23 protein-coding genes and 1 riboswitch are annotated in these 26,325 nt (G+C 71.3%); of the genes, 11 read left to right on the top strand and 12 right to left on the bottom strand.

Going from position 1 to position 26,325, the window contains the following annotated elements; all coding sequences use genetic code 11:
- The first annotated feature begins 111 nt into the window (after positions 1-111).
- Positions 112-278: riboswitch (cyclic di-AMP (ydaO/yuaA leader) on the top strand.
- On the top strand, positions 277-1,479 hold the full coding sequence (locus ACH4RG_RS06195; RefSeq protein ID WP_397920056.1) for an NlpC/P60 family protein: 1,203 nt from the start codon (positions 277-279) through the stop codon (positions 1,477-1,479). It overlaps the preceding riboswitch by 2 nt.
- 59 nt (positions 1,480-1,538) lie before the next feature.
- On the opposite strand, the gene ACH4RG_RS06190 is transcribed toward ACH4RG_RS06195, so the two are convergent.
- On the bottom strand, positions 1,539-1,892 hold the full coding sequence (locus ACH4RG_RS06190; protein WP_397920054.1) for a hypothetical protein: 354 nt from the start codon (positions 1,890-1,892) through the stop codon (positions 1,539-1,541).
- Between the two features lie 245 nt (positions 1,893-2,137).
- Here ACH4RG_RS06190 and ACH4RG_RS06185 point away from each other — a divergent pair, with 245 nt between their 5' ends.
- Entirely contained in the window at positions 2,138-3,217 is a 1,080-nt protein-coding gene (locus ACH4RG_RS06185) for an NlpC/P60 family protein (protein WP_398161453.1), read from the top strand.
- 43 nt (positions 3,218-3,260) lie between these two features.
- A complete protein-coding gene (locus ACH4RG_RS06180; protein ID WP_398161455.1) occupies positions 3,261-4,043 on the top strand; it encodes a GNAT family N-acetyltransferase in 783 nt (260 codons plus the stop codon).
- 33 nt (positions 4,044-4,076) lie between these two features.
- On the opposite strand, the gene ACH4RG_RS06175 is transcribed toward ACH4RG_RS06180, so the two are convergent.
- Positions 4,077-4,772, bottom strand: coding sequence for a response regulator transcription factor (locus tag ACH4RG_RS06175; RefSeq protein ID WP_007450924.1), 696 nt, complete (start codon positions 4,770-4,772; stop codon positions 4,077-4,079).
- A complete protein-coding gene (locus tag ACH4RG_RS06170; protein ID WP_397920048.1) occupies positions 4,769-6,055 on the bottom strand; it encodes a PspC domain-containing protein in 1,287 nt (428 codons plus the stop codon). The genes ACH4RG_RS06175 and ACH4RG_RS06170 overlap by 4 nt, the downstream gene beginning before the upstream one ends.
- A gap of 217 nt (positions 6,056-6,272) precedes the next feature.
- Between ACH4RG_RS06170 and ACH4RG_RS06165 the strand changes: the two genes are divergently transcribed.
- Positions 6,273-7,625 (top strand): PspC domain-containing protein, encoded by a 1,353-nt coding sequence (locus ACH4RG_RS06165; RefSeq protein WP_398539174.1) that lies wholly within the window; start codon positions 6,273-6,275, stop codon positions 7,623-7,625.
- Positions 7,612-7,872 carry a hypothetical protein gene (locus tag ACH4RG_RS06160; RefSeq protein WP_397920044.1) on the top strand — a complete coding sequence of 87 codons (261 nt, stop codon included), beginning with the start codon at positions 7,612-7,614 and terminating at the stop codon, positions 7,870-7,872. The genes ACH4RG_RS06165 and ACH4RG_RS06160 overlap by 14 nt, the downstream gene beginning before the upstream one ends.
- On the opposite strand, the gene ACH4RG_RS06155 is transcribed toward ACH4RG_RS06160, so the two are convergent.
- Both ACH4RG_RS06155 and ACH4RG_RS06150 read right to left on the bottom strand, forming a co-directional pair.
- On the bottom strand, positions 7,782-8,288 hold the full coding sequence (locus ACH4RG_RS06155; protein WP_398539173.1) for a DoxX family protein: 507 nt from the start codon (positions 8,286-8,288) through the stop codon (positions 7,782-7,784). The genes ACH4RG_RS06160 and ACH4RG_RS06155 overlap by 91 nt on opposite strands.
- Positions 8,289-8,404: 116 nt before the next feature.
- A complete protein-coding gene (locus ACH4RG_RS06150) occupies positions 8,405-9,673 on the bottom strand; it encodes a hypothetical protein (protein ID WP_398539172.1) in 1,269 nt (422 codons plus the stop codon).
- 261 nt (positions 9,674-9,934) lie between these two features.
- Here ACH4RG_RS06150 and ACH4RG_RS06145 point away from each other — a divergent pair, with 261 nt between their 5' ends.
- From ACH4RG_RS06145 to ACH4RG_RS06125, 5 genes are all read left to right on the top strand, one after another.
- Positions 9,935-10,408, top strand: a complete 474-nt coding sequence (locus ACH4RG_RS06145) for an amino acid ABC transporter permease (protein ID WP_398539171.1) — start codon at positions 9,935-9,937, stop codon at positions 10,406-10,408.
- A gap of 4 nt (positions 10,409-10,412) precedes the next feature.
- On the top strand, positions 10,413-11,465 hold the full coding sequence (locus ACH4RG_RS06140; protein ID WP_397920036.1) for a hypothetical protein: 1,053 nt from the start codon (positions 10,413-10,415) through the stop codon (positions 11,463-11,465).
- Positions 11,413-12,270: an alpha/beta hydrolase gene (locus ACH4RG_RS06135; RefSeq protein WP_398539170.1), complete on the top strand. Its 858-nt coding sequence runs from the start codon at positions 11,413-11,415 to the stop codon at positions 12,268-12,270. The genes ACH4RG_RS06140 and ACH4RG_RS06135 overlap by 53 nt, the downstream gene beginning before the upstream one ends.
- Positions 12,267-12,881, top strand: a complete 615-nt coding sequence (locus ACH4RG_RS06130) for a hypothetical protein (RefSeq protein ID WP_397920032.1) — start codon at positions 12,267-12,269, stop codon at positions 12,879-12,881. Before ACH4RG_RS06135 ends, ACH4RG_RS06130 begins: the two co-directional genes overlap by 4 nt.
- 156 nt (positions 12,882-13,037) lie before the next feature.
- Entirely contained in the window at positions 13,038-13,388 is a 351-nt protein-coding gene (locus ACH4RG_RS06125) for a hypothetical protein (RefSeq protein WP_397920030.1), read from the top strand.
- A 56-nt stretch (positions 13,389-13,444) separates the two neighbouring features.
- Here the strand turns inward: ACH4RG_RS06125 and ACH4RG_RS06120 are convergent, their stop codons facing one another.
- Positions 13,445-14,200 (bottom strand): SAM-dependent methyltransferase, encoded by a 756-nt coding sequence (locus ACH4RG_RS06120; protein ID WP_397920028.1) that lies wholly within the window; start codon positions 14,198-14,200, stop codon positions 13,445-13,447.
- A gap of 245 nt (positions 14,201-14,445) precedes the next feature.
- On the bottom strand, positions 14,446-16,032 hold the full coding sequence (guaA, locus tag ACH4RG_RS06115; RefSeq protein ID WP_274343943.1) for a glutamine-hydrolyzing GMP synthase: 1,587 nt from the start codon (positions 16,030-16,032) through the stop codon (positions 14,446-14,448).
- A gap of 357 nt (positions 16,033-16,389) precedes the next feature.
- On the opposite strand from guaA, the gene ACH4RG_RS06110 reads away from it, so the two are divergent.
- Positions 16,390-16,722, top strand: a complete 333-nt coding sequence (locus ACH4RG_RS06110) for a chorismate mutase (RefSeq protein ID WP_398161463.1) — start codon at positions 16,390-16,392, stop codon at positions 16,720-16,722.
- Between the two features lie 375 nt (positions 16,723-17,097).
- Here ACH4RG_RS06110 and ACH4RG_RS06105 read toward each other — a convergent pair whose 3' ends face one another.
- The 5 genes from ACH4RG_RS06105 to ACH4RG_RS06085 form a co-directional block, all read right to left on the bottom strand.
- Positions 17,098-18,858 (bottom strand): peptidase, encoded by a 1,761-nt coding sequence (locus ACH4RG_RS06105; RefSeq protein WP_397927795.1) that lies wholly within the window; start codon positions 18,856-18,858, stop codon positions 17,098-17,100.
- A gap of 94 nt (positions 18,859-18,952) precedes the next feature.
- The gene (locus tag ACH4RG_RS06100; protein ID WP_398539169.1) at positions 18,953-20,878 is read right to left on the bottom strand and encodes a GMC family oxidoreductase N-terminal domain-containing protein; all 1,926 of its coding nucleotides are present in this window, start codon (positions 20,876-20,878) and stop codon (positions 18,953-18,955) included.
- Positions 20,879-20,938: 60 nt separating this feature from the next.
- Positions 20,939-22,555 (bottom strand): succinic semialdehyde dehydrogenase, encoded by a 1,617-nt coding sequence (locus ACH4RG_RS06095; RefSeq protein WP_397920020.1) that lies wholly within the window; start codon positions 22,553-22,555, stop codon positions 20,939-20,941.
- Between the two features lie 173 nt (positions 22,556-22,728).
- A complete protein-coding gene (locus ACH4RG_RS06090) occupies positions 22,729-24,408 on the bottom strand; it encodes a serine/threonine-protein kinase (RefSeq protein WP_397920018.1) in 1,680 nt (559 codons plus the stop codon).
- A gap of 116 nt (positions 24,409-24,524) precedes the next feature.
- Positions 24,525-26,279, bottom strand: coding sequence for a serine/threonine-protein kinase (locus tag ACH4RG_RS06085; protein ID WP_397920016.1), 1,755 nt, complete (start codon positions 26,277-26,279; stop codon positions 24,525-24,527).
- Positions 26,280-26,325 lie beyond the last annotated feature (46 nt).

Below are 26,325 nucleotides of genomic sequence, written 5' to 3'. Positions count from 1 at the left end.
GTCACGAAAATGTATCGGGCATATCGCTCATCGTCCTTCCCAGCGGCGGTGCCGGTTGGCTAGCGTGCTCGATCAGGTGATCCGTACCTCCCTGAGGCGAACCACGCCTGACGGACACCTCTGCCGAATCCGTCCTGCCGCGCCGGTGGTTCGGAACCGGGGACCCACACGCAGCACCGGGGTGAATCGGTCCGTGCCCTCGCGTCCGGACCGTAGGACAGCCTTCCGTTCCGTCCGAACCCGACAGCTAACCCGGTAGGCGGTCCACGGAAGGAGATGCCGGTCTTGGCATCGCATCGCAAGCCGCGCACGAAGGTGCGCACCACCACCCCCGCCGTCGGGCTGACGACGGCCGCGCTCGCCTCCGTGACGCTGCTCTCCACGCAGAGCGCCACGGCCGCACCGGCGGAGCCGAAGCCCGCCATCGAGGAAGTGCGGAAGAAGGTCGACGCCCTGTACCGACAGGCGGGCACCGCGACCCAGGAGTACAACCGGGCCAAGGCCGCCTCCGCGTCCCAGCAGACGAAGGTCGACACGCTGCTCTCCGACGTGGCGAAGCGTGCCGAGAAGATCAACGAGGCGCGCCGGGCGCTGGGCTCCTACGCCGCGGCCCAGTACCGCAACGGGGGCATCGCGCCCGCGGCGACGTTCTTCCTGGCGGACAACCCGCAGGGGTACTTCGACCAGAGCCGGCTGATGGACCGGGCGACGGAACGGCAGCAGAAGGCCGTCGACGAGGTCCGTACGCAGCAGGCCTCGGCGGCGAAGAAGCGCGCGGAGGCGGTGAAGAGCCTGGAGACCCTCACCGAGACGCAGGCCACGCTCGCCTCCAGCAAGAAGGACGTGCAGACCAAGCTCACCGAGGCCCGGGGCCTGCTGTCGAGGCTGACCGCCGAGGAGAAGGCGCGGCTTGCGGAGCTGGAGCGCGAGAAGGAGGCCGAGGCGAAGGAGAAGGCGGCGAAGCTGGCCGCCCGGCAGGCCGCCGAGGCGAAGGAGAAGGCCGAGGCCGAGGAGAAGGCCCGCGAAGAGGCGGCGAAGGAGTCCGGCGGCGGTTCGGGTACGGGATCCGGTTCCGGTCCGGGAACGGATCCGGGCTCCGGCTCCGGCTCCGGTACGGACAGTGGTTACGCCGCCAAGGCGGAGAAGGTCCTGGCCTTCGCCCGCGCCCAGATCGGGAAGCCGTACGTGTGGGGCGCGTCGGGCCCCTCCAGTTACGACTGCTCGGGGCTGACGCAGGCGGCCTGGCGGGAGGCGGGTGTGACCCTGCCCCGGACGACCTGGGACCAGGTGGAGTTCGGGACGCGGGTCGCCACGTCCGACCTGCTCCCCGGAGACCTGGTCTTCTTCTACGACGACATCAGCCACGTCGGCATCTACAAGGGCGACGGAATGATGATCCACGCCCCGAAGCCGGGTGCGAACGTGCGCGAGGAATCGATCTACTCCATGCCGATCTACGGAAGCGTGCGCCCCGCGTAGGGCAGGCGCCCCGCGCGGGGCGTGCGCCCGGCCCGGAGCGGGCGCACGCTTCCGCGGACTCAGGTCCAGACCGTGGCGATGAAGATGTTGGCGGCCGTCAGTCCGCCGACCGCGGCGAACGCGCCCTTGTCCACCGTCTCGTCGTCCCGCTTGACGTAGACGAGGGCGAGGATCACGACCAGCAGCGCGAGCTTGATGCCGATCTTGACGTTGTTCACGGTCTGGTCGTCGGCCTGATTGAGCCCGACCAGGGCGACGCCGGTGACGAGCATGGTCAGCGCGCCGTGCAGCATGGCGGGAGTGAAGCGGGCGGTGCCCGCTCCCATGGCCTTCATCTGCGTCAGGAAGCCGCCCAGCAGGGAGGCGATGCCGATGATGTGCAGGGCGACGAAGACATTGATGAGTACGTCCATGGCTCCGGAGCCTAGCCAGGGCCAGGAGTGTGCCTTTCAGTGAGGCACACCTTCCTTGTGCGCTTCCTCTGGGAGGGAACACATTGCCCCGATATACGGGTGCACCGTGATCAACGGTGACCGATGACACGTCACATCAGGGCAATAGCAGTCATGGCGACTCTTTTCCCGGCACCGGGATTAGCGTCCTTCACGGACCCGCCGGTATCCCCCGGCGGACAGCCGACAGGAAGGATGCCGCCCCCGTGGCAGCGCACCGCAGGTCAGCTCACCGAAAACCCAAGCAGCGCCCGCTCACCGGCTCTGCTGCCCGCACCGCCGCCACCCTGGCGCTCGCCGGGGCCGCCACCGCGGGATCGGTCACCGGGGCGGGCGCGGTCCCCGCCGAACCGACCCCCACCGCCTCGCAGGTCAAGGCGAAGGTCGACCGGCTCTACCACGACGCCGAGGTCGCCACCGAGAAGTACAACGGGGCGAAGGAGGAGGCGGCCACCGCCACCCGCGCCGTCGACGCCCTGGCCGACGAGGCCGCCCGTCGCACCGCCCGCCTCAACACCGCCCGGCACGCACTCGGTTCGCTGGCCACCGCGCAGTACCGTAGTGGAACCCTGGACCCGGCCCTGCAACTGGCGCTCTCCTCCGACCCCGACGCCTATCTGCAACGCGCCTCCTACCTCGACCGGGCGGGCGACCGGCAGAGCGGCCTCCTGCGCGGCATCCGGCGACAGGTCTCCCAGATCACCCGCGTCAAGGCCCGCGCCGACCAGGAGACCGAACGCCTCGCCGCCCGCCGTGCCGAGTTGCGCGAACACCGCACCGCGATCCGCGCCAAGCTGGCCGACGCCCGCAGGCTGCTGGACACCCTGACCGCCGACGAGCGCGCCGCCCACGAGCGCTCCGCCGACGCCCGGGGCGCCGGCGGCCCGGCCCACGCCGACCGCTCGACCGTCCGCAGCGGTCCGGTCGCGGCCCCCGGCTCCCGCGCCGCCCAGGCCATCGATTTCGCGTACGGCGCGATCGGCAAGCCGTACGTCTGGGGCGCGACGGGCCCGAACGCCTTCGACTGCTCGGGCCTGACCCAGGCGGCCTGGAAGGCGGCGGGCGTGAGCCTGCCGCGCACCACCTACACCCAGATCAACGCCGGAGCCCGGGTCCCCCGCTCCGAACTGGCCCCCGGTGACCTGGTGTTCTTCTACTCCGGGATCAGCCATGTCGGCCTCTACATCGGCGGCGGCCAGATGATCCACGCCCCGCGCCCCGGAGCGCCGGTCCGCATCGCACCCGTCGATCAAATGCCTTTCGCCGGAGCGACCCGGGTGGCATAGTCCGCCGCGCCGGTCCCGATCTCCCGCCGAAAGGAACTCCCGTATGACGTCGATGGCGAACGCCGTCCAGGACTACGCCCGGGCGCTCGCGCTGCGCTCCCCGGACCACTACCGGGTGGGCCCGTTCACCGTCCGACACAACCCGGGCTGGGAACTGAAGTACGCCAACTACGCCATCCCCGACCGGGACGCGGAACCCACGGCGGACGAGGTGGCGGCCCTGGTCGACGCGTTCGGGAAACACCGACGGCTGCCCCGCCTGGAGTTCCTGCCCGCCTGGGCCCCGGCCGTCGAACCGGCCCTGCTGGCCGCCGGTTTCACCGTGGAGAACCGCGCCCCGCTGCTCGCCTGCGGCCGCGAGGACCTCCGGCCGCCGAGGCCGGTCGACGGTCTCCGCATCGGCACACCGGTCACCGAGGCGGAGTTCACCGAGGCCGCCCGCGTCCAGCACCACGGCTTCGGCGGCGAGGGCGAGCCCGAGCCCGGAATGACCGACTGGCTGCGCGCGGCGGCCGCCGGCGACGGGGTCGCCGCACTGGCCGTCCTCGACGGAGCGCCGGCCGGGGCCGGCGGCTGCTCGGCCGCGATCGACGGCCTGAGCGAGCTGGCCGGCCTCGCCGTCGCCGCTCGCCACCGCCGCCGGGGCGTGGGCGCCGCGCTCTCCACGTGGCTGACGGAACGGGCCTTCGACCAGGGCTGCCGGGCGGTCTGGCTGGAGCCGGGCGACCCCGGCGTCGAGCGGGTCTACGCAGGCATCGGCTACCGCCGGATCGGCGAGAAGGTCAACATCTCGCTGGAGCCGAAGCCGGGGCCGGAGACCGCCTGAGGGCTGCCCCGGCTCACTGAGGGCTGCCCCGGCTCAGACCAGCCGCCGAGCCGTCGCCCACCGGGTCAGCTCGTGCCGGTTGGAGAGCTGGAGCTTCCTGAGGACCGCCGAGACGTGCGACTCGACCGTCTTCACCGAGATGAACAACTGCTTGGCGATCTCCTTGTACGCGTAGCCGCGGGCGATCAGCCGCAGCACCTCGCGCTCGCGCTGGGTGAGGCGGTCCAGGTCCTCGTCGACCGGCGGGGCGTCCGTGGAGGCGAAGGCGTCCAGGACGAAGCCGGCCAGACGCGGCGAGAAGACCGCGTCGCCCTCCTGGACCCGGAAGACCGAGTTCACCAGGTCGGTGCCGGTGATCGTCTTGGTGACATAGCCGCGCGCACCGCCCCGGATGACGCCGATGACGTCCTCCGCGGCGTCCGAGACGGACAGCGCGAGGAAGCGGACCGGGTTCTCGGCCGTGCCCATCATGGGGGCGCAGCGGCGGAGTACCTCGACACCGCCGCCGCCCGGGAGGTGGACGTCGAGGAGGACGACCTCGGGGCGGGTCGCCGTGATGACGGTGACCGCCTGGTCGACGTCGGCCGCCTCGCCGACCACCTCGACGCCGGTCTCCTCGGTGCGGCCGATCTCGGCCTGCACCCCGGTGCGGAACATCCGGTGGTCGTCGACGAGCACGACCCGTACCCGTCGCTCCGGGCCCCCGGTGGCTTCGGTGTTCTCGGTCATTCGCTCGCCCTCTCCATCTCCAGCTCGACCTCGGTGCCCCCACCGGGCACCGAACGCAGTCGGGCGCTGCCGCCGTTGCGCTGCATCCGGCCGATGATTGATTCTCGTACGCCCATCCTGTCCCCGGGAACCTCGTCGAGGTCGAATCCCGGGCCCCGGTCCCGTACGGAGACGAAGACCGTGCGGCCCTCGACCTCCGCGAAGACCTGGACGGCGCCGCCCTCGCCACCGTACTTGGCGGCGTTGACCATCGCCTCGCGCGCGGCCTGCATCTGTGCGGCCAGCCGGTCGTCGAGGGGGCAGTCGCCGACCACGACGACCTCCAGCGGGACGCCGTGCTTGTCCTCGACCTCGGCGGCGGCCCGTTTGACCGCCTCCGCCAGGGTCTCCGGCTCGTCGTCCTCGTCCTTGCCGGTGCCCTCGGGGTTGTAGAGCCAGTTGCGCAGCTCGCGTTCCTGGGCGCGGGCGAGGCGTCTGACCTCGCCGCCGTCGTCGGCGTTGCGCTGGATCAGGGTGAGGGTGTGCAGCACGGAGTCGTGGACGTGGGCGGCGACCTCGGCCCGCTCCTGGGCGCGGATGCGCATCAGGCGCTCCTCGGAGAGGTCCTGTGTCATCCGCACCAGGTAGGGGCCGGCGAGCAGGGCGATGCCGGTGAGTACGGCGATGGCCGCGGTGAGGACGTTGCCGAGCTGGGCGGCCGAGCCGCGCACCACCATGAACACGGCGAGGCCGAGGCCGACGAGGGCCACCCCGGCGAGGCCGCGGGCCAGGTGCAGCAGCTTGCGGTTGCGGCCGGTCTCCATCCAGCGGGCGCGGCGGGCGTTGTCCGCCTGCCGCCAGACCAGGACGGAGCCCGCGCCGATCAGGAGGGTGGGCCAGATGTAGCGGCCGGCCTCGCTGCCCATGTCGACGTTGACGACGAACGCGATGGCTCCGACGGTCAGGGCGACCAGCGCGAAGACCTGGCCCCGGTCCGGTTTACGGAGCTTGCGGCGGCCGTCCGCCGACGTCTCGAACACCGAGCGCGGGGCGTCGACGCCGCCGACGCCGAGCGGGACGACGATCCAGAACACCGCGTAGAGCACCGCGCCGAGGCCGTCGGTGAAGAACAGCCCGAGGAAGAGGAACCGCACCCAGGCGACGGGCAGCCCGAGGTGTCCGGCGAGTCCGCGCGCGACACCGCCGAGCAGCCGACCGTCGGCGCTGCGGTAGAGCTTGCGGGGTGCGGGCTCCTCCGGGTCGGCGGTGACGGAGCTGGCGGCTCGGGCGGTGGCGGCTGGCATACCCCGATCGTCACACGTGCGGACGCGGGTCAACATCAGGGTCGGCCCCCGAAGTGACCCTGATGCTGTCCCCAGCGCACGCCTGATGACAGCTCCCCTCCCCCGCTCGGCCCGGCGCGTGCGCCCCGGCCCCTCAGGGGCGTACGCGGGCAATATCAGGGACCGGCCAGGGTCGGCACGGGTCCCGGCGGGCGGTCCGGACCGTCACCATGGAGGCATGACCGCTCCCTCGGACGCCGCTCCCGGCGTCGCGCCCCCCGAAGCGCCGAAGCCGACGCTGCGGCGCACCCCGCGACAGAAGGTCGTCGCCGGGGTGTGCGGCGGCCTCGGCCGGTACTGCGACGTGGATCCGGTGATCTTCCGGATCGTGCTCGGTGTGCTGTCGGCGACCGGAGGCATCGGTCTGATCTTCTACGGCTTCGCCTGGCTGCTGCTCCCCGCAGACGGCGACGACGAGAACGGGGCGCGCAAACTGCTGTCGGGGCGGGTCGACGGGGCGTCCCTGGTGGCGCTGCTGCTGGCGCTGATCGGCTGCGGGCTGTTCCTGTCGATGCTGCACAACCGGGACATGCTGGCGTTCGCCGCGCTGCTGACGCTGGCCGTCGTCGGCTTCTCCGTGTGGACGCAGTCCCGGCGGACGGCGGGGGCCCCGGAGGACCCGGCGGCCCCGCCCGGGGCGCCGGCGGCCCCGCCCGGCCCCGTGCACACGGGCGGGCTCGGCACGCCGCCGCCGGAGGTGAAGGCCCCGCCGACGCCGGGCAGTCCGTCGTGGTGGCGGGACCCGATCGTCAAGGACGGCACCACGGGGCCGGCCGGCCCCGGCTATCTGTGGGGTCCGCCGGACACGGACGTCGGCACGGCGCGCGCCGGGGCGAGCGCCGGGCGGCCCACTCCGGACGCGCCGTTCCTGAAGCCGCAGCCGTCGCCCGTGGAGCGTGGGCCGCGCTCCATCGGCGGTCCGGTCTTCCTGACGGCGCTGGTGGCGGGCGGCCTGGGCACCGGGCTGAGCTGGGAGCAGCAGCCTCTGGGCACCGCCCTCCAGATCGGCCTGGTCGCCGCTCTCGCCGTCTTCGGGCTCGGCCTGCTGATCGCCTCGTTGCTGGGGCGGACCGGTTTCGGCACGGTCCTGATGGCGATGATCACGGCGGGCCTGCTGGCGGGCGCGGCGGTTCTCCCGAAGGACATCGACACCTCGTGGGCGCGCCAGGAGTGGCGGCCGGCCTCGGTGTCCGCCGTCGCGCCGCACTACGAGCTGCGTACGGGCGACGCCCGGCTGGACCTGTCCGGACTGAAGGTGGCCAGGGGCGAGACCGTGCGCACGGGGCTCGATGTGGCGGCGGGGCGAGCAGCCGTCGTCGTCCCGGCGGACGTGACGGTGAAGGTGCGCGCCGAGGCGGGTCTCGGGGAGATCCGGCTGGAGGAGGGGCAGCGGGTCCAGGTCCGTATCAACAGCGACGAGGCGAAGCGGCGGACGCTGCCGCCGCCCGCGGGCACGAAGCCCGCCGGAACGATCGAACTGGTGCTGGAAGTCGGCATCGGACAGGTGGAGGTCACCCGTGCTGCGTCATGAATTCCGCCCCGGCCGTGCGGTGGCGGGCCTGGCGATGCTGGGCCTGGCCGGCGGATACGCGGCCGACGCCGCCGGGGCCTGGGAGGTCCCGTGGACGTTCTTCCTGCCGCTGTTCCTCGGCGGGCTGTGGCTGGCCGCGACGGTGACGTGGGCCGCCTACATGCTGCGGCGGCGCGAGGCGAGGAAGGCGTCGGCGGAGAACACGGTGGCGCCCGCGAGCACCAGCGGCAGCCAGGCCATCAGATAGGGCAGGTCGTTGCCGTAGTAGTAGGGGGTGGCCTGCCAGCTCACGGTCAGCCAGAGGCTCAGCGAGATCAGCGCGCCACCCAGCGCCGCGAGCCGGGCCCAGAGCCCGACGAGGGTGCCGAGGCCGACGAGGAGTTCCCCGATCGCGATGGCGTAACCGAAGCCCTCGGGGCTCTTCAGCGCCAGGTCGACGAGGGCGGGGATCGCGGAGGAGTCGCGGACCCCGCGCATCATCTCGCCGATGGAGCCGGTGCCGGTCGCGGACAGGAACGCGCTGTCCATGAGTTTGTCGAGGCCCGCGTACACGAAGGTGACGCCGAGGAAGACGCGCAGCGGCAGCAGGGCGTAGGTGCCCGCCTGCTCCCTCAGGGTCCTGCGCTCGCCCAGACCGTACGATCCGCCGCCGTAACCGTTCATCACCGCTGCCCTGCTTCCCGAAGTCCCGTCACCTCGACCATACGTACGCCCTGTGCGCGCTGCCCACCAGGGCTGGGACGTGATCGGTGGCGGAAACGCCCGGGGGCGGGTGACGGTCAGTCCGTGACGTCGATCGGGCAGCGGTTGGTCTCCACCCCGGCGGCGGTGACGACCTGGACGTCCACGGTCCCCGGCTCGACCTCGACCGGGACGGGCACGGTCAGGACGGTGTCGGTCGGGTTGGCGAAGCCTCCGGCGACCGGGATCAGGGGTACGTGGACATAGACGGTGCCGATCCGTACGACGAGCCGGGCCAGCCGGTCGGGGCCGCCCGCGCCGGGCGGTACGAAGCCCGCGCCCCGGATCTCGATGTCGTCGCCGGTCCGGATGGGGGCGTCCAGGTCCCCGGCCTCCCGGGCCCGCACGACGGACAGCACGACGGGGCGGCCGCCCTCCGCGTACTTCCCGGCGAAGTAGGTCGCCGCCGAGACCGCGACCAACAGCGCGAGCCCCCAGGGCAGGTCGGGCAGCTGCTCGGGGCGGCGGGCCAGTCGCACCGCGGCGAACAGTACGGCGACGGCGCTGACCAGCACGTACTGCACATCGGTGAAGGAGCCGCGCCCCGAGTCGTCGGTGAGCAGGTCGGCGGCGCGCGGCCGGTCGGCGCGCAGCTTCTGGAGCCGCTGGCCCAGCACCCGTACGGTCACCACGCGGCGCACGACGACGGCGACCGCGCACACGAGCGCCAGCACGGCCACCACCCCGGCGGAGCGCACGAGGTCGAGCCCCTCGATCAGCGCGTCCCGCTCCTCCGGGTCGGAGGCCCCGGCCAGTTGCAGCGCGAGGACGAGAACGGCGAAGACGGCCAGCAGCACCCAGACCCCGGCGACCGTCCGGGAGGTCGAGAGCCGGTTGTCCTCCCCGATCAGCGGGGCGAGGAGGCCGCCACGGGCGCGGTGGAAGCGGGCGGCGGCGGTGAGCAGCCCGGCCGTGAGGACGGCGGCGATCAGCCCGGCGGTTCGGGCGGTGGACCAGCCGGCGCCGATCGCGGTGAGGCTCGCGCCGACGAGGAGGGCCCCGGCCGCACCCCAGACGGCGAACAACGTCCCCCGCCACACCTGGTGGAGCCAGGCGTCACCGGCTTCCCGGGCCCGCTCGGCAACCGTGCGGGCGGACCCGGTCAGCTCGTCGGACACCCACTGCCGGGACGCGGACGGTGACTGGGCGACCCCGGCGGGAAGCCCCTTGCCCGCCGCCAGTTCGTCCCGTTTGGCCAGGAACGCGGCGACGGCGCGCCGGTGTCCACGACGGGCTCCGTGCGGGCAGTCGCCGCATGTACAGCCGCCGCTGTGCGTGCCGCTCGTCCTGGATTCGTCCAACGCCACGGAGGATTACGCCCTTTCCCGCCCCGGTACTGCCAACCCACTTGCGATATCCGCGAATTGTGCCGTACCGGGCGGCCGGGTGGCGCATCGGGGCGGGCCGGGGGCCGTGTCGTCGATACGTTCGAGCGATCCGCTGCCACAGGGGGTCCACAGTTGTCCGAAACAGATGCCTTGAGTACATGTACTCATGCGTCGCAGTCACACCCGTTTCTATGCTCGGCTGCCGTTGTGGTCACAGTCGGTAATGAAAGGGCTCCGGGGATGGCATGGGACGAGTGGGAACAACTCAAGGGTGAGGTTGCTGCGCGGCATTCACCACGTACACGTCTGAACCAGGCCCCCGAAGCTGTCGGCGGCCGCAGTGGTGGGGCGTCCGACACGGACCGACTCCAGCACAGCGCCAAGCCGTGGAGCGATGCCGCGGGCGTCGCCGATGATCTGCAGACGAGCACGAAGCAGGTCAAGGCAAAGCTGACAGGCGCGCACGAGGGCATCGCGAACAAACACGTGCTTGAGCACTACGGCCTGGCAACGGGAACCAACGGTTTCGACAGCTTTGACGCGCTGCAAGGTGTCCTGACGTCCTGGGAGGAGAGGCTGGAGGCCATACGGGGTGAATGTGCTTCGCTCGGGCCGAAGCTGCGCCAGGCAGCGAACGAACTGAGCGGAACCGACTCCAAGGTCAAGTCGACAGTGGACTCGGTCAAGCTCCCCAAAAGCGCCAAGGGCGGGTGACGTCATGCCGACATGGCAGCAGTTACGGGATCTCGACTGGGGCCGGCTGAACGACGCGGCCGACGGGTGGGGCGCGGTGAGCAACGCCGCCGACGCCGCCCGCGATCGGGTGAGCGCCGAAATGACCAACGCGCTCGAGAAGTCTCAGGAGGGAGAGGGCGCCAAGGCGGCAGTGAGGCGACTACGGCGCCTGAACGAGAACTTCGATTATGCGTACATTGAATGCGGCCTGGTCCGGACGTCCTTGAACAGTCTTGCCTTTGAACTCCGCTCCCCTCGACGACGGCTTGGGCAGGCGCTCGAGGACGCGGCTGCCATGAAGTTCGCCGTGGGCGCCGACGGCTCCGTCAGTTATCCGGCAGGGGGCGAGAGCCTGATCGACGGCTCGAAGGCACCGGGTGGGACGGTTGCCGGACGCAGTTCACCCCTCGCCGCCCGCCCTTCCCTCGACGGAAGGCTGCCCGCCGGCGGACCTTCCCCTCTCCTCAACGCCAACCCCAACCACGCCAAGGCGGAGGCGATCGCTGACGCGATCGCCCATGCCGTGTTGGAGGCACAGCAGATCGACCGACGGTTCAGTCAGGCACTGAATAGGCTCAAGGCCAAGCCCGGACTCAGGGTCGACAAAGCCGCTTGGACAGATACCGCCGGCGATGCCGCTGCGGTGCGCGGGGTGGCGGGTGGGTATCTCAAGGACAACGTCCCGATAGATGCTTCGCCTGTCGAACGAAACACTTGGTGGCACAGCCTCACTGAGGAGCAGCGCGAGGAGTATCTGGCGGTGTACCCGAATGTGGTGGGCAACCTGGACGGCATCCCGGCAGCGGTGCGCGATGAGGCGAACCGGGACAACCTGACGCTTCTGATCGGAAAGCTGGAAGGTGACGACAGCGAGAAGGCCAAGAGTCAACTGGCAGGCCTGAGATCGATCGAGGGCCAACTGGCTGCGAATACGGAAGAACAATCAAGCCGGAGGCCAAAGGAGCCGCCGATGCTCCTCCTCGGTGTCGGCGACGGGAAGAGGTCGAGCAGTCGTCGCCTTCGGCAACCCCGATAGCACGAAGCACGTCTCCGCATATGTCCCAGGCCTGGGTACCGCACTCGACGAGAAATTTGCGACGAATGACGTCCAGCGCGCGCGTGACACGGCCATCAACGCCCAGAAGCTACACCCTTCGAGCTCGTCTATTGTCTGGCTCGGCTACGATGCGCCGCAGATTGCCCCGGACGCCGAAACCCTCCTCGGAAATCTGGACGTCATGTCGACCGCCAGCGCCGACGCGGGAGCACCGGCCTTCAACAGCTTCATGGCAGGCCTCTCCGCGACCAACGGGAACGAGGATCCGCACGTCACCGCGATCGGACACTCCTACGGCTCACGCCTGGTGGGTGCGGCTACCCAGGCGGAAGGCGGCATCCCGGCAGCCGATGACATCATTCTCCTGGGCAGCCCCGGGGTCGGCGTGGACAGGGCCGAGGAATTGGGCGTCGGCAAGGACCATGTCTACGTCGGAGCGGCGGAGAACGACCCCGTCACCACACTTCCCTCGAAGCCGGAAGTCGTCGCCGGCGCTGCAGCTGTCGTCATTGGCGGGTCGTACGCGGCCGGGGACATCGCTGACCAGGGCGACGACGACATCTGGTTCGGCAAGGACCCGGCCAGCGCGGCGTTCGGAGCCACACGTTTCGTCGTGGATGACGGACCGCTTCCCGTCGTCGACGGAAAAGGCCCGACACCCGCTCATTCCAACTACTTCAACCCCAAGAGTGTCGAGGAAGGCGGCGACCCGAAGTCGGCAGCGAATATCGCCGCCGTGATCGCCGGCCGCTCCGACCTCCTGACCACGGAGCAACACCGATGAAATTTCGACCGCTCGTGACCGTGATGCTCTCGATTGTCGTCCTGGCCGGTTGCGGAGCATTCGAGAGTTCCGTGAAAAAGACGGAGAAGAGCGAGGCCCCCTCTATGAACATGCAAGAGGCAGCAGACAACGCTGACAAGATTCTGGATGAGACACTCGATGCGATCAAGCCGAGCGTAAAGTGGGATCGCGGTCCGTCGAGCAGGTCCTCATGCACCGACGTCCCAGGCGACTCGACAGGCAGGGGAAAGGTGACGCAGCGACGCTATGTGCTGACCATCATCTCGCCCGAGCGCCTCGGAAGCTTCCTGGGAATGACGGAGCGACACTGGAAGGCTGCTGGATACACGATCACATCCGTGCGCGACCACAAGCAGAATCCGGCCATGTTCGCCGATTCCCCTGAGGGCTTCAAGGTGAGCCTGGAGATTGGCTACAAGGGGCAGGCATTCATCGAAGCCTGGTCTCCCTGTGTAACGGAATCAGAAGTCACGGACCCGCCCCTGGAGCCTTTGGACCCTGACGATCCAGCAGCAGAGGGCCTCCCCTACATCACCTCCGAGTTCTGGTCCGCCGAGGGGGCGCCACCTTCGCCTCGGAGCAGTTCCTGACGGGCCCGTCACGATCCCGGAGCCTCCGCGCTTCCACGGCTCCGACCGGCCTCTGCCACCATCCTCAGCGCAGGGCTTCACCCTGAATCCCACCCGTGCCATCGTTTACTGAGCCACCGTCAGGTGGTTCTGGCTTTCGGCAGGGTGGAGTTGCCCATGATGCAGGATCGGACGCGGATCTACCTCGCGCATCGGCAAACGTACGCGGCCTTCCTGACAGCCACGGATGCCGAGGCGCGTGTGGCCTGGCACCGGTGGCACGGCGAGTACCCGGACAAGGCGAATGCGCTCGCCCACACTGACACCGCCTACACGAACACGCAGGCCCAGTTCAACATGATCGACCTCGACGGCACGCCCCCGGTCGAGGAAGCCCGCGCTCTCGTGGAATGCATCCGGGGCATGCACATCGCCGACGACGAACCGGTAGGTGTCTGGGCTCAGTACACCGCGCTGCGCACTGCTTTCATCGAAAGCGCCCGGCACCGCCTCGCAGACCATCTCTAGGTCCCAAACCTGGAGCGATCGTCGGAGGCACCGGGCGCAGGTGCCGTCGCGCAAGGTCAGGCGCTGAGCACCAGATAGGCGAGCGTGAGATACGAGCGGTAGCCGCCGTAGTAGCCGGTGCGGCGGGCGTCGATCTCGGCCGTCACCTCGGCGTGCAGCGGATGGTCCGGGTGTTCCAGTGCCCAGCGCTGCCCGCGGCCGATCGGCCCCTCGGACTCGAAGAGGTCCCATTCGCGCTCGTCGGCGACGGTGACCTGGAGCGCGCGCAGCCCGACGGACTCCGCCAGCCGGATCAACTCCAACAGCGACCCGAAGTCGCCGGGCTCGGCTCCGATGCCTTCCAGTGCGGCGGGGGTCGGTTCCCTCAGCCAGATCCCCTCACCGAACAGGACCCGTCCGCCGGGGCGCACGGTGGCGGCGAGGGCGGTGAGGGCCTCGCGGGTCGTGCCGGGCCAGGCGTGCGAGGAGCCGATGGAGACGGCGAGGTCGTACCCCTTCTCGGTCCACTCGGCGGCGGGTACCTCGTGGAACCGCACCCGGTCCGCGAGCCCTCGCGCCTCTGCGAGGCTCCGCCCTCGCGCCACGGCGGCCGGATCGGTTTCGACGCCGTCCCCGGTGGAGCCGGGCGCGGCCTCGACGAGCCGCATCAGCAACTCGCCCCAGCCGGAGCCGAGGTCGGTGATCCGTGATCCGGGAGCGGGGTCGCAGGCGGCGATCAGCCGGGCCGCGTGTTCCTCGGAGAGCGGGGTGTTCCAGGTGAGGCGGTCGTTACCGGCGGCGGACACGATGGCGCGGACTTCTTCGGCGGACATGGGGAGGGAGCCTGGCACGGGATGTGGGCCCGTGCCAGTGGTTTCCAGGGGCGTCCTCGACGGTAGATCTCCGTGAGGTCGACGTCGATGGGGAACGGGACGTCGAGGTTCATCCAGGGTTGCTCCCCTACGCCGAAGGCTCGTCTCTTCACTCAGCGTACCCACCCGGTACGACAATGCCGCCGCCCAAGCGAATGAGCGACGGCATCGACGTTGACCTGAGGACTCTCAGGAGGCGGGAGGGATCACTCCCACTCGATCGTCCCCGGCGGCTTGCTCGTCACGTCGAGGACGACGCGGTTGACGTCGGCGACCTCGTTGGTGATGCGGGTGGAGATCTTCGCCAGCGTCTCGTACGGCAGGCGCGACCAGTCGGCCGTCATGGCGTCCTCGGAGGAGACCGGGCGCAGCACGATCGGGTGGCCGTAGGTGCGGCCGTCGCCCTGGACGCCGACCGAGCGGACGTCGGCGAGGAGGACCACCGGGCACTGCCAGATGTCGCGGTCCAGGCCCGCCGCCGTCAGTTCCTCGCGGGCGATGGCGTCGGCGTCGCGGAGCAGGTCAAGGCGCTCCTTGGTGACCTCGCCGACGATGCGGATGCCGAGGCCGGGGCCGGGGAACGGCTGGCGCTGGACGATCTCCTCGGGGAGGCCCAGCTCCTGGCCGACCATGCGGACCTCGTCCTTGAACAGCTGGCGCAGCGGCTCGACGAGCTGGAACTCGATGTCGTCGGGGAGTCCCCCGACGTTGTGGTGGGACTTGATGTTGGCGGTGCCGGTGCCGCCGCCGGACTCGACGACGTCCGGGTAGAGCGTGCCCTGGACGAGGAAGGCGACCTCAGGGCCGTCCTCCTGGAGGATCTCCAGCTGGGCCTGCTCGAAGACGCGGATGAACTCGCGGCCGATGATCTTCCGCTTCTGCTCGGGGTCGGAGACCCCGGCCAGCGCGTCGAGGAAGCGCTTCTGCGCGTCGACCACCTTGAGCTTCGCGCCGGTCGCGGCCACGAAGTCCTTCTCGACCTGCTCGGTCTCGCCCTTGCGCATCAGGCCGTGGTCGACGTACACGCAGGTGAGCTGGGAGCCGATGGCCTTCTGGACGAGGGCCGCGGCGACCGCGGAGTCCACGCCGCCGGAGAGGCCGCAGATGGCGCGCTTGTCGCCGACCTGCTCGCGGATGAGCGCGATCTGCTCCTCGACCACGTTGGTCGTGGTCCAGTTCGGCTCGATGCCCGCGCCGCGGTAGAGGAAGTGCTCCAGGACCTGCTGGCCGTGGGTCGAGTGCATGACCTCCGGGTGGTACTGGACGCCGTAGAGCTTCTTCTCGTCGTTCTCGAAGGCGGCGACCGGTACGACGTCGGTGGACGCGGTGACGGTGAAGCCCTCGGGGGCCGCCGAGCAGGCGTCGCCGTGCGACATCCACACCGGCTGCTCGGTGGGCGTGCCCTCGAAGAGCGTCGAGCCCGCCTTGGAGACGTGCAGCGGGGTACGGCCGTACTCACGGGCCCCGTTGTCGTCGACCGTGCCGCCGAGCGTGGTGGCCATCAGCTGGAAGCCGTAGCACATGCCGAAGACGGGCACCCCGGCCTCGAAGAGCGCGCGGTCCAGGGACGGCGCGCCCTCCGCGTACACCGACGAGGGGCCGCCGGAGAGGATGATCGCGCGCGGGTTCTTCGCCAGCATCTCGGCCACCGGCATGGTGGACGGGACGATCTCGCTGTAGACCCGGGCCTCACGGACACGGCGGGCGATGAGCTGGGCGTACTGCGCGCCGAAGTCGACGACGAGGACCACGTCGGCCGTGGCGTCGGGGGCGGCGGGGGGTGCTGCTGGCACGGGGGCGGCCTTCCGGCGGTGGTGAAGGGGGTCGGTTCTTCCGATTCTACCGGCCGTCCGCGGACCCTCCGCCGGGCCGCAGAACGGGGCCGGTGCACGGGGGCCGGTGCCCGTCGCGTCTCAGGATCCGGGCCACGTTTTGTGGGGGCCGCCGGGCCGGGGCCATACTGTCCCCCATGCGTCAGCACACGACCTTCGTCTTTACCTATGGCATCCGGCCCTGCCGGCTGCCATGGTCGTGCTGCTTGAGCTACTGACAAGCAACGTTCCAGGCGCCCCGGGCCAGCAGGCCCGGGGCGTCTCGCGTGTCCGGGCCTTCTCGCCCCGGGGGCCGTCACCCCACCGGGAGTCACCACCATGAGCAGCACCACCGGGACCACCACCGCACCCCCTGCCGGCACCACCGCCGTCACCCCCGCCGAGCTGACCGGCGCCCGCACCGACGAGGCCGCCGTCCTGATCGGCGGCGCCCGGGAGCGCATCGACGCCCTCGACGACCGGATCATCGGCCTCGTCCAGGAACGGATGGCCGTCTCCGCGGTGATCCAGCAGGCCCGCATCGCCTCGGGCGGCCGACGGGTCAACCTCTCCCGGGAGACGGCCGTGCTCGGCCATTACAGGGACGCGCTGGGCAAGCCGGGCACCGCGCTGGCGATGACGCTGCTGGAGCTGTGCCGCGGCCGGGTGTGAGGCCGGCGGGCGGAGCCCGGACGGAACGGTTCTCCGCATGCCGGGCAGGGGCCGTATCTGCGTTCGGGACCCGTCTCACCCGTACGGCGCGTGACCGGGGGCGCGGTGCCTTCGTTGAGCCTGATGTCCGTGCCAACCAGGGGCGGCACCGGTAGGAAACCACGCGTGGCTCCGCCGGGACGTGTGACGTACCGCAGGTGCGTCGTGGGACCACATCCCGGCGTAAGTGACCGGTCCGCAGGGGACAGCAGCCCGGTCACCCCATATGCGGCCGTACCCGGGGACGCCCGGGTCGGCCGTATCGGAACGTGTCCCCGCGGAGGCCGGCTCTCCTCCTCCGCGCCTCCTCCGCCGTTCCTCCGCCGCCGGTCAGCGTCAGACGTGCTGCGCGGCAGCCCGTCGCCGTGCCGCCATGAACAGCAGCAGGCCCACCGCCAGCGCCCCGGCCGCCGTGCCCGAGGCGATCAGGGCGGTCGAACCCGTCGAGGCCAGGCCGCCCCCGCCGCCGGAGCCGCCGGTCGTACCCGCCGACCCTCCGTCGGAGGTCGTGGACGCCGAGGGCCCGGGGGTGCCGGACGGGCTCTCCTCCGGGTCCGGGGCCGAGGTCGGCGGGGTGGACGGTTCGCCGGAGCCGCCGTCCGTCGTGCCGCCGGAGTCCGAGCCGCCGCCCTCGCCGTTCAGGACCAGAAACGCGGTGTTGTTGGCCGGCTTCGGGTCGAACGGCAGGGCCGGGTTCTGCAACCAGGTGTTGCGTACGGTCACCTCACCACTCGCTCCGATCAGGGCCTCGTCGATCCGCAGCTCGAAGGGCAGGTCGAGGCCCTCGCCGTCCCGCACGGTCATCGAGGTGTCGCAGACGTAGCGCGGCGCGGGGCTCTTCTGGTCCTCGCGGTACTTCCCGTCGGCGGTCACCGCACGGCAGCGGTCCGGCTTCGCGGTGACCGACGCGCCCTGCGGGACGGTGAAGTCGACGGTGGCGACGTCCTCGCCGGAGCGGAGGTAGCCGATCCACGCCGGGCCCTCGTTACGGAAGCCGAGGTCGGCCTTCACCGTGGTCCCGGCGGCCCCGGACGCCTCGTCGCCGTACGCCACGAAGTCGGCCGTGTTCTTCGTACGGAAGTCGGCCTCCTGCTGGTTGTCCCCCGGGTTGAGGTCGCTGCCCCGGGCGGTCGCGCCCTGCTGGGAGGCCTTCGCCGGGACCGCCTTCAGCACGGGGCCCGCGCCCCGCGCGAAGGGGGCGCCCGCACGCTGGGCGGTGCGCTGGGCGGCACCGTCCTCGTGGATGCGGTAGACGAAGGTGTCGTAGAAGGCGCGGGTCGTGGCCTCGATGGTCAGCGGGGTCGCCAGGGTGTACGTCGCACCCGCCTCGAAGGAGCCCTCGACGGAACAGAGGGCCGTGGTCCAGCCGATGCCCGGGACATCCGGGGCGTCCACGGTGTACTCGCAGTTGGTGTAGCGCTGGGGAATGTCGAGACCGCGGGAGTACATGAGGGTGAGCAGCACGCCGTCGGCGTCCCGGCTGCCCCGGTTGGTGAAGGTGATCGGAGCCTGCTGCTGGTCGCCCGGGTTCAGCTCCTGGTCGAAGGGGAGCCGCTCCATGACCAGGTCGGGGCCGCCGACCGTGAGCCGGGTGGTGAACGGGGCGAAGGTCACGCCCTCCGCCTCGCCGGTCACCGTGATCGTGCCGGTGTCGCCGTTCTTGCTGCCCTCGGCGGCGGTGACCAGGAGATCGGCGGCGCCCTGGAGGCCCGGCCAGATGCCCCAGTCCTCGCAGACCGCCTTCGTACCGGTGACCTCGCAGTCCGCGCTGTTGGACTCGCCGTCGAACGCCACGTCGGCGACACCGTCGACACCGCTGAGGTCGAAGGTGAGCGTGAAGTGACCTCCGTAGCCGTCGTTCTCCTCGTCCTGGGACGGGTTGTTGACGGTGATCCCGACCGTGGCCCCCTTCGGTGCGCCACTCTCCGGGTAGGGGTGCAGACCCGTCTCGGCGGGGCCGCCGAGGGTGAACACCGGGGCATCGGCGGCCTGTGCCGGAACGGCCGCCCCGGCGAGCGCGGCCGAGGCCAGCAGGCCTGCGGCGGCGAGAGAACCCGCTGCGCGGTGCAGCACGGTTCTCGGGGAAATGCGTGTCATCGGGGACCTCTGGGACTCGGCAGGAGCTGTGGGACTGCTGTGAGGCAGTACGGGTTCGACCGCGCAGCCCTGCGAACGGTTGCCCAGGAAATGATCACGGATTGGGTACGGGGGTGTTCCCGACGCCCTCGATGCCCGCCCCGGCCTCCACCGTCCCCTTCGGCGGCACCGCCGGGATGCCCAGGAACGGCAGCCGCAGCGCGCCGAACGCCTCCTTCGGCACCGTCGGCGCGTGCGGCTCGACGGGGGTGAGCCGCTCGTAGGCCTCGCCCTGTTCCGGGCGCGGGTCCGCCTCGCCCTTGTTGGGCCAGAAGGACATCGCGCGCTCGGCCTGGGCGGTGATGGTCAGCGAGGGGTTGACGCCGAGGTTGGCGGAGACCGCGGAACCGTCGACGACGCTGATGCCGGGGTGGCCGTAGAGGCGGTGGTACGGGTCGATGACGCCCTCGTCGGCGTTCGCGCCGATCGGGCAGCCGCCGAGGAAGTGGGCGGTGAGCGGGGTCCCCATCAGTTCGCCGACGTTGGAGCCGGCGAAGCCGTTGATCTCCTCGGCGAGCAGGGTGGCGCTGCGGGTGGCCTCCGGTATCTGGGTCGGGTTGGGCGCGCCGTGGCCCTGGCGGGCGGTGAGCAGGCCCTTGCCGATGCCGCCCGATTTGCGGTACGTCGTCAGGGAGTTGTCCAGCGACTGCATGACCAGGCCGATGATGGTGCGCTCGGACCAGTGGTGGTTGGAGAGCGAACGGGCCGCGAGAGTGGGGTGCTTGACCATGTGGGCAAGCCAGCCGCGCACCCGGTGGGCGCCGTAGGGGACCTGGAGTATCGACATCGCGCCCATGGCGTTGGAGCCCTTGCCGTAGCGGACGGGCTCGATGTGGGTGTTGTCGTCCGGGTGGATCGAGGAGGTGATCGCGACGCCCTGCGAGAAGTCGGCCTTCGCGATGCCGTGCTTCTTGCGGTAGCGGCGGTCGCTGGTCTGGGAGCCGACCAGCGCCTCGGAGTTGGTGCGGGTCAGTTCGCCGAGCCGCGCGGAGAGCCGGGGCAGCAGACCCCGGTCCTTCATCGTGTGCAGCAGCGTCTGGGTGCCGTACGTGCCCGCGGCGACGACGACCTTGCGGGCGCGGAGCTTCGTGGGCTTCGCCCTGCGGCGGCGGTCGGTGGGGACGGTGAGGACCCGGTAGCCGCCCTCGGGGTCGTCGGTGACCGCGACGACGGAGGTCATCGGGTGAATGACCGCCCCGGCCTTCTCGGCGAGATGGAGGTAGTTCTCGTTGAGGGTGTTCTTGGCGCCGTGGCGGCAGCCCGTCATGCACTCGCCGCACTCGGTGCAGGCCTTGCGGGCGGGGCCCGCGCCGCCGAAGTACGGGTCGGGGACGGTGGCGCCGGGCCTGGCCCTCGCGGTGCCGTCGGCGTCCTTGCCGTCGCCGAAGAAGACGCCGACCGGGGCCAGGTGGAAGGTGTCTCCGACGCCCATGGCCTCGGCGGCGGCCTTGAGATGGACGTCGGAGGGGGTCGTCGTCGGGTTGAGGCGGACCCCGAGCATGCGACGGGCCTGGTCGTAGTACGGCTTCAGCTCGTCCTGCCAGTCGGTGATCGAGGCCCACTGCCGGTCCTCGAAGAACGGGGCGGGTGGGACGTACAGGGTGTTGGCGTAGTTGAGGGACCCGCCGCCGACCCCGGCCCCGGCGAGCACCATGACCTTGCCGAGGAGGTGGACGCGCTGGATGCCGAAGAGACCCAGCGCGGGGGCCCAGAGGTAGTTCCTCAGGTCCCAGGAGGTCTTGGGGAGGGTGCCGGGAGTGAAGCGGCGGCCCGCCTCCAGGATCCCGACCCGGTACCCCTTCTCGGTCAGCCGGAGCGCCGACACCGCGCCCCCGAAGCCCGATCCGACGACCAGGACGTCGTAGTCGTACGCGGCGTCGTCCTCGGCCGGCACAGGGCTCGCCGGAACAGGGCTCGCCTGAACAGGGACCGTCGGCGCGGGGCTCATGGCCTGTTTCTGGGCAGGGCTGTCCTGGGACATGGCACTCCTCGGAACGGAATCGGTACGAAAAGGGCGGAAGCCGCTACGGCTCCCGGGGCGTCAGCGCAGCCGGAAGGCCTTCATCGCCTTGAGGCTGCTGGTCATGAGCGCGGCATACTTCTCGTCGTCCATCCCGAAGGCGGGCGCGAGCGGCATCAGCCGCTGCTGGGCGACGGTCTGAGCCTCGGTGTACTTGAGGATGCCCTCGGAGCCGTGCCGTCGGCCGAGGCCGGAATCCTTCATGCCGCCCATCGGGGCCTGGACGCTGCCGTAGGCGGGGGCGAACCCCTCGTTGATGTTGACGGTGCCGGTGCGCAGCCGGGCCGCGACCTGGTGACCGCGGCGGGAGTCGGTGGTCCAGACGCTGGAGTTGAGGCCGTACGGGGTGGCGTTGGCCAGCGCGATCACCTCGTCCTCGTCGCTGAAGCGGTAGATCGAGACGACCGGTCCGAAGGTCTCCTCGGTGCAGACGGCCATCGGGGCCTCCACCCCGTCGAGGATGGTCGGCTCGTAGAACAGCGGGCCGATGTCGGGGCGGGCGACGCCGCCGGCGACGAGCTTCGCACCCTTCTCGACGGCCTCGTCGACGTGGCGCGTGACGGCCTCCAGCTGGCGTTCGCCGACGAGGGAGCCCATGTCGGCCCCGTAGGCGAGGGCGCTGCCGAGCCGCATGGCCTGCGTCCGGGTGGCGAAGCGCTCCACGAAGTCGTCGGCGACGGACTCGTGGACGTACAGCCGCTCGATGGAGATGCAGAGCTGTCCGGCGGAGGAGAAGCAGGCGCGGACGGCTCCGGCGGCGGCCTTCTCGACGTCGGCGTCCTTCAGCACGAGCATGGCGTTCTTGCCGCCGAGCTCCAGGGAGACGCCGACCAGCCGGGACGCGGCGCCGACGGCGACCTCGCGGCCGGTGCGGGTGGAGCCGGTGAAGGAGACGTAGTCGGCGCGGCTGACGACCTCGGGTCCCACGACGGGCCCCTCGCCGAGGACGACCTGGAAGACCTCGGCGGGCAGTCCGGCCTCGATCAGCAGGTCGCGGGCCCACAGGGCGGTGAGCGCGGTCTCCGTGTCGGGCTTCATCACGACGGCGTTGCCGGAGACGAACGCGGGCAGCGCGTCGCCCACGGAGAGTTCGAGCGGGTAGTTCCAGGGGGCGATCTGGCCGACGACGCCGCGCGGCTGGCGCAGTTCGGTGACCTTGGTGAGGACCGGGACGACGCCGGTGTGGCGGCGGGGCTTGAGGTAGGCGGCGGCCTTGCGCCCGTAGTGGCGGGCCGCGACGGCGACGGCCTGCACCTCCTCGTGGGCGTGCAGGCGGGCCTTGCCGGTCTCCAGCTGGATGAGGTCGAGGACCTCGGACTGGCGGCTGAGGACGAGGTCGTGGAAGCGCAGCAGGACGGCGGCCCGCTGCCGTACGGGGACGGCGGCCCAGACGGGCTGGGCGGCGCGGGCCCGGTCGAAGGCGGTGGCGACGTCCTCGGGGGTGGACTCGGGCAGGTCGGCCAGCTTCTCCCCGGTGAAGGGGGTGTGGTTGGCCGTGCGGCCCGACCCGACGACGCCACGGGTCAGCTGGGCGATCACCTCGGGGGTGACCACGTCGGCGGCGGTGCGCACCCCGGCGGGGGCGACCGCCACGGGGTTCGTGCCGAGAGGGGCGTCAGGGGCCTGCGAGTCCGTCATGAGGCCGAGAGTATGTCCAGCCGCAGCCTTTGGGTACCCGTGGGTAACAGTTTTTCACAGGACCCGCCACCGCTGCCGGACACCCTCTCCGAACGAGCCAGTGATCGCTGGCGACATAACTGCTGATCAGTGGCTATGCGGCCGACCGACCCGCGGCGGTCGGCCCGCGGTACTCAGGAAGCGTGAATCTTCAGCCCCTCGGTGACCTCGGTGAAGATCGCGTCGCCGTCCTTCGCCGCCTCCCCCTTGGCGGGCATTCGCACCCGCACGTGCCAGTAGGGGTCGTTCTCCTTCTCGCCCGGGATCAGCAGCTCCCGGAAGCGGTAGCGCACCGGATCGTCGCCGGACGAGGGGTAGGGAACGAACTCGGTGGTCATCTCGAACGCCTTGCGCCCCCCGTGCGTGGCGTCCTTGTAGGTGGCGGACGCCTCCTCCATGTCCGTGGAGCTCGACGAGCCCTTCTCGTAGTACTCCTTGCGGACCTTCGGGTCGACGCCCGGGTTGTCGTCCATGGCGTCCTCGCTCTTCGGGTCGCGGTGCCAGAAGGAGATCTCGAAGACGCCGCTGGGATCCGCGTACCAGACCAGTTCGTCCTCGCCGTCCTCCTGGACCCGCTTGTACTCCTCCGGAACGGCGACGTCCGCCGACAGCACCTCGTTCTCCGGCCGGACCTGCCAGCCCTCGGGCGGTCCGTCGCCCGCGAACGGGTTCAGCAGGAGCAGGACGAGCGCGACCGCCACCGCCAGCGCCCCGCCGCCGAGCGCGAACTGGGCGACGCGGTTGCGGTGCAGCACGGGCGGCACCCACTTGCTGCCACCGCTTCCGCTTCCGCCCGCGGGGGCCGTCCCGTACGCGGAGGCCGCCTGCGCCGGGGCCGGGGACGCCAGCTGCTGGAGAGCCCGGCGGACCTCGGCGGCCGGCGGGCGCGCCGCGGGGTCCTTGCGGAGCAGTTGCATGACGAGCGCGCCGAACGCGCCCGTGCCACGGGCGGGCACCTGCGGCTCGGCGGACAGCACGGCCTGGAGGGTGGCCGGGGTGTGCGAGCGGCGGTACGGGGACATCCCCTCGACCGCCGCGTACAGCACGACGCCCAGCGACCACAGGTCCGACTCCGGTCCGGGGCGCTGCCCGAGGACCCGCTCCGGTGAGATGTACTCGGGCGAACCGACGAACGCTCCGGTCTCGGTGAGCTGCTGCTCGCCCTCGACCTGGGCGATCCCGAAGTCGGTGAGGACGACCCGGTCGCCGGTGCCGAGCATGACGTTGTCCGGCTTGACGTCCCGGTGCAGGATGCCGATCGCGTGAGCGGCCATCAGCGCGTCGAGGACCGCGAGGCCGATCCTGGCCGCCTCGCGGGGGTCCAGGGTGCCTTCCTGGAGGCGGTCGCCGAGCGACGGGCCGCGTACCAGCTCCATGACGATCCACGGCTTGCCGTCCTCGACGGCCACGTCGTGGACGGTCACGACGGAGGGGTGGTCGATCCGGGCGGCGGCCCGCGCCTCACGCTGCATGCGCTGGTGCACCATGCTGTGCTCGCGCTCGCCGAGGTGTTCCGGTACGCGCGGTTCCTTGACGGCCACCTCCCGGTCGACGACCTCGTCGTGGGCCCGCCACACCGTCCCCATACCGCCGTGCCCGAGCCGGGCGAGCAGCCGGTAGCGCCCGCCGATCAGCCGGTTCACCGCACTGTCCGGGACGCTCGCGCGGACGGTCGGGGACGGAACGTGCGCCGGAGGTGAGGGATGCGGCGTGGGGTGGGGCGGGGGATGCGGCGCGCCGAAGCCGCCCGGTGTCTGGGGCGGCTGGATTCCGTAGCTGGTGGGCTGGTTCGCCCATCCCCCGTGATCTGTCATGTTCCCCATCCTGGATCACGGGTCGGGCCGGGCACCACCGGGGGTGGACACCGGATGCGCAGCCGTGACCGTCTCGCGACCCGGCCGGAGCATCGGGCGTCCGCCGGGCGCCGTGCTCACTGCCGGGGTTTCGGGGCGCTCCAACTGCGCAGCATGATGTCGAACTTCTCGCGGCTGGCCTCCCAGCCCTCCTGCGGAGCCGTCAGGTACAGCGCGTACTCGGGGCCGCCGGAACCCCCGTAGTACATCTGGTCGATCCCGTGCCGGGGTCCCGGGTGGTCCTTGGTCTCGTTCCAGGTGAACTCCCAGAGGGCGCCCGGCCGGTCGCGGAAGGTGTTCTTCTCCATACCGATCCGCTGATACCCCGGCAGCCGCTCGGAGAGCTGCTCCTCCATGTTCTCCATGTGCAGATACGGATGGTCGAAATCCGGGTCGGGGTCGACGCTGATGCGGATCCGGTGGGCCCCGCCGTCCGGCGTGTAGTCGATCTGCCCGTCCTGTTCCTGCCGGGTCCAGTCCACCGGCACCACCAGGCTGAACCCCGCCGGGTCGTCGACCCGGTGCCAGCCGTCGGGTATCTCCGGTGCCCCCTTCGACGAGGCGGCCGGCTCCGAGGAGGTCCGCTCCGTGGAGGTCCGCTCCGGGGACGGTGTGCCGCCGGCGGCCGTGCCGCCGCTCGTGCCGCCGGGTGCGTCCGGCTCCTCCCCGTACTTCATCGCGAACAGACCGGCCACGCCCCCCAGGACGGCGGCGGCGACGACCACGACGAGCACCGTGCGCCACCGGGACCCGGCGCGCCGGGTCACCGGGGCGGAGGCGGGGCCGGTGACCGGGGCGGCGGCGTCCGGGCCGGGGACGGGCGTCGTCGCGGCGGGGGTCGCTGCGGGCAGCCGGGCGGTGGCGCCGTCGGAACCGTCGGGGCCGTTCGGGCTGCCGGAACCGTTCGGGCCGCCGGGGCCGTTCGCGTCCCGGTAGGCGTACCGGGCGTCCTCGGGGAAGCGCTGGGTCGGCACGTGCGCCTGCGCGGCACGGGGCTCGCGGCCGTCCATCGCGTCCAGCAGCATCTGCTCGGTCTGGGCGGCCGTGGGCCGGTCGTCCGGGTCCTTGCGGAGCAGCGCGGTGATCACGGCACCGAGCGGGCCGGCGTTGACCGGGGCGGGCGGCTCCTCGGTGACGACCGCCTGCATGGTGGAGATCGGGGACGTACGGCGGAACGGGGAGGTCCCCTCGACCGCCGTGTACAGCGTCGCGCCCAGGGACCAGAGGTCGGAGGCCGGTCCGGGGTCGCCGCCGCGTACCCGTTCCGGGGCCAGGTAGTCGATGGAGCCGACCAGTTCGCCGGTACGGGTGATGGTCGAGTCGCCCTCGATCGCGGCGATCCCGAAGTCGGTCAGCAGCACCTGCCCGTCGCGCGCCAGCAGCACGTTGCCGGGCTTGACGTCGCGGTGCAGCACGCCGGCCGCGTGCGCGGCGCGCAGGGCGCTCAGCACGTGCAGCCCGATGCGGGCCGCCTCGCGCGGGGCGACCTCGCCGCTCTCCTTGGCGGAGTCGGCGAGCGAGGGCCCGTCGACGTACTGCATGACGATCCAGGGGCGGTTGTCGTACTCGATCACGTCGTGGACGGTGACGACGCCGGGGTGCGTGATGCGCGCCGCCGCCCGCGCCTCCTTCTGCGTCCTGGCGTGCAGGACGAGCCGGTCGGCCTCGGCGACGTACAGCCCGGCGGTCAACTCCTTGACGGCGACCGTGCGGTGCAGCACCTCGTCGTGGGCGCGCCAGACCTTGCCCATGCCGCCCCGGCCGAGGACGTCGCCCAGCCGGTAGCGCCCCGCCAGCACCAGTCCCGCGTCCGTGTTCTGTGATCGATCCACGTGAAGTCCCCGCCCCGTTCCTCGAATGGCCAGATTACGGAGGCGC

This window comes from Streptomyces sp. NPDC021019, from assembly GCF_044333295.1.
Taxonomy (GTDB): domain Bacteria; phylum Actinomycetota; class Actinomycetes; order Streptomycetales; family Streptomycetaceae; genus Streptomyces.
This window is presented reverse-complemented; position numbering and strand designations above follow the sequence as displayed.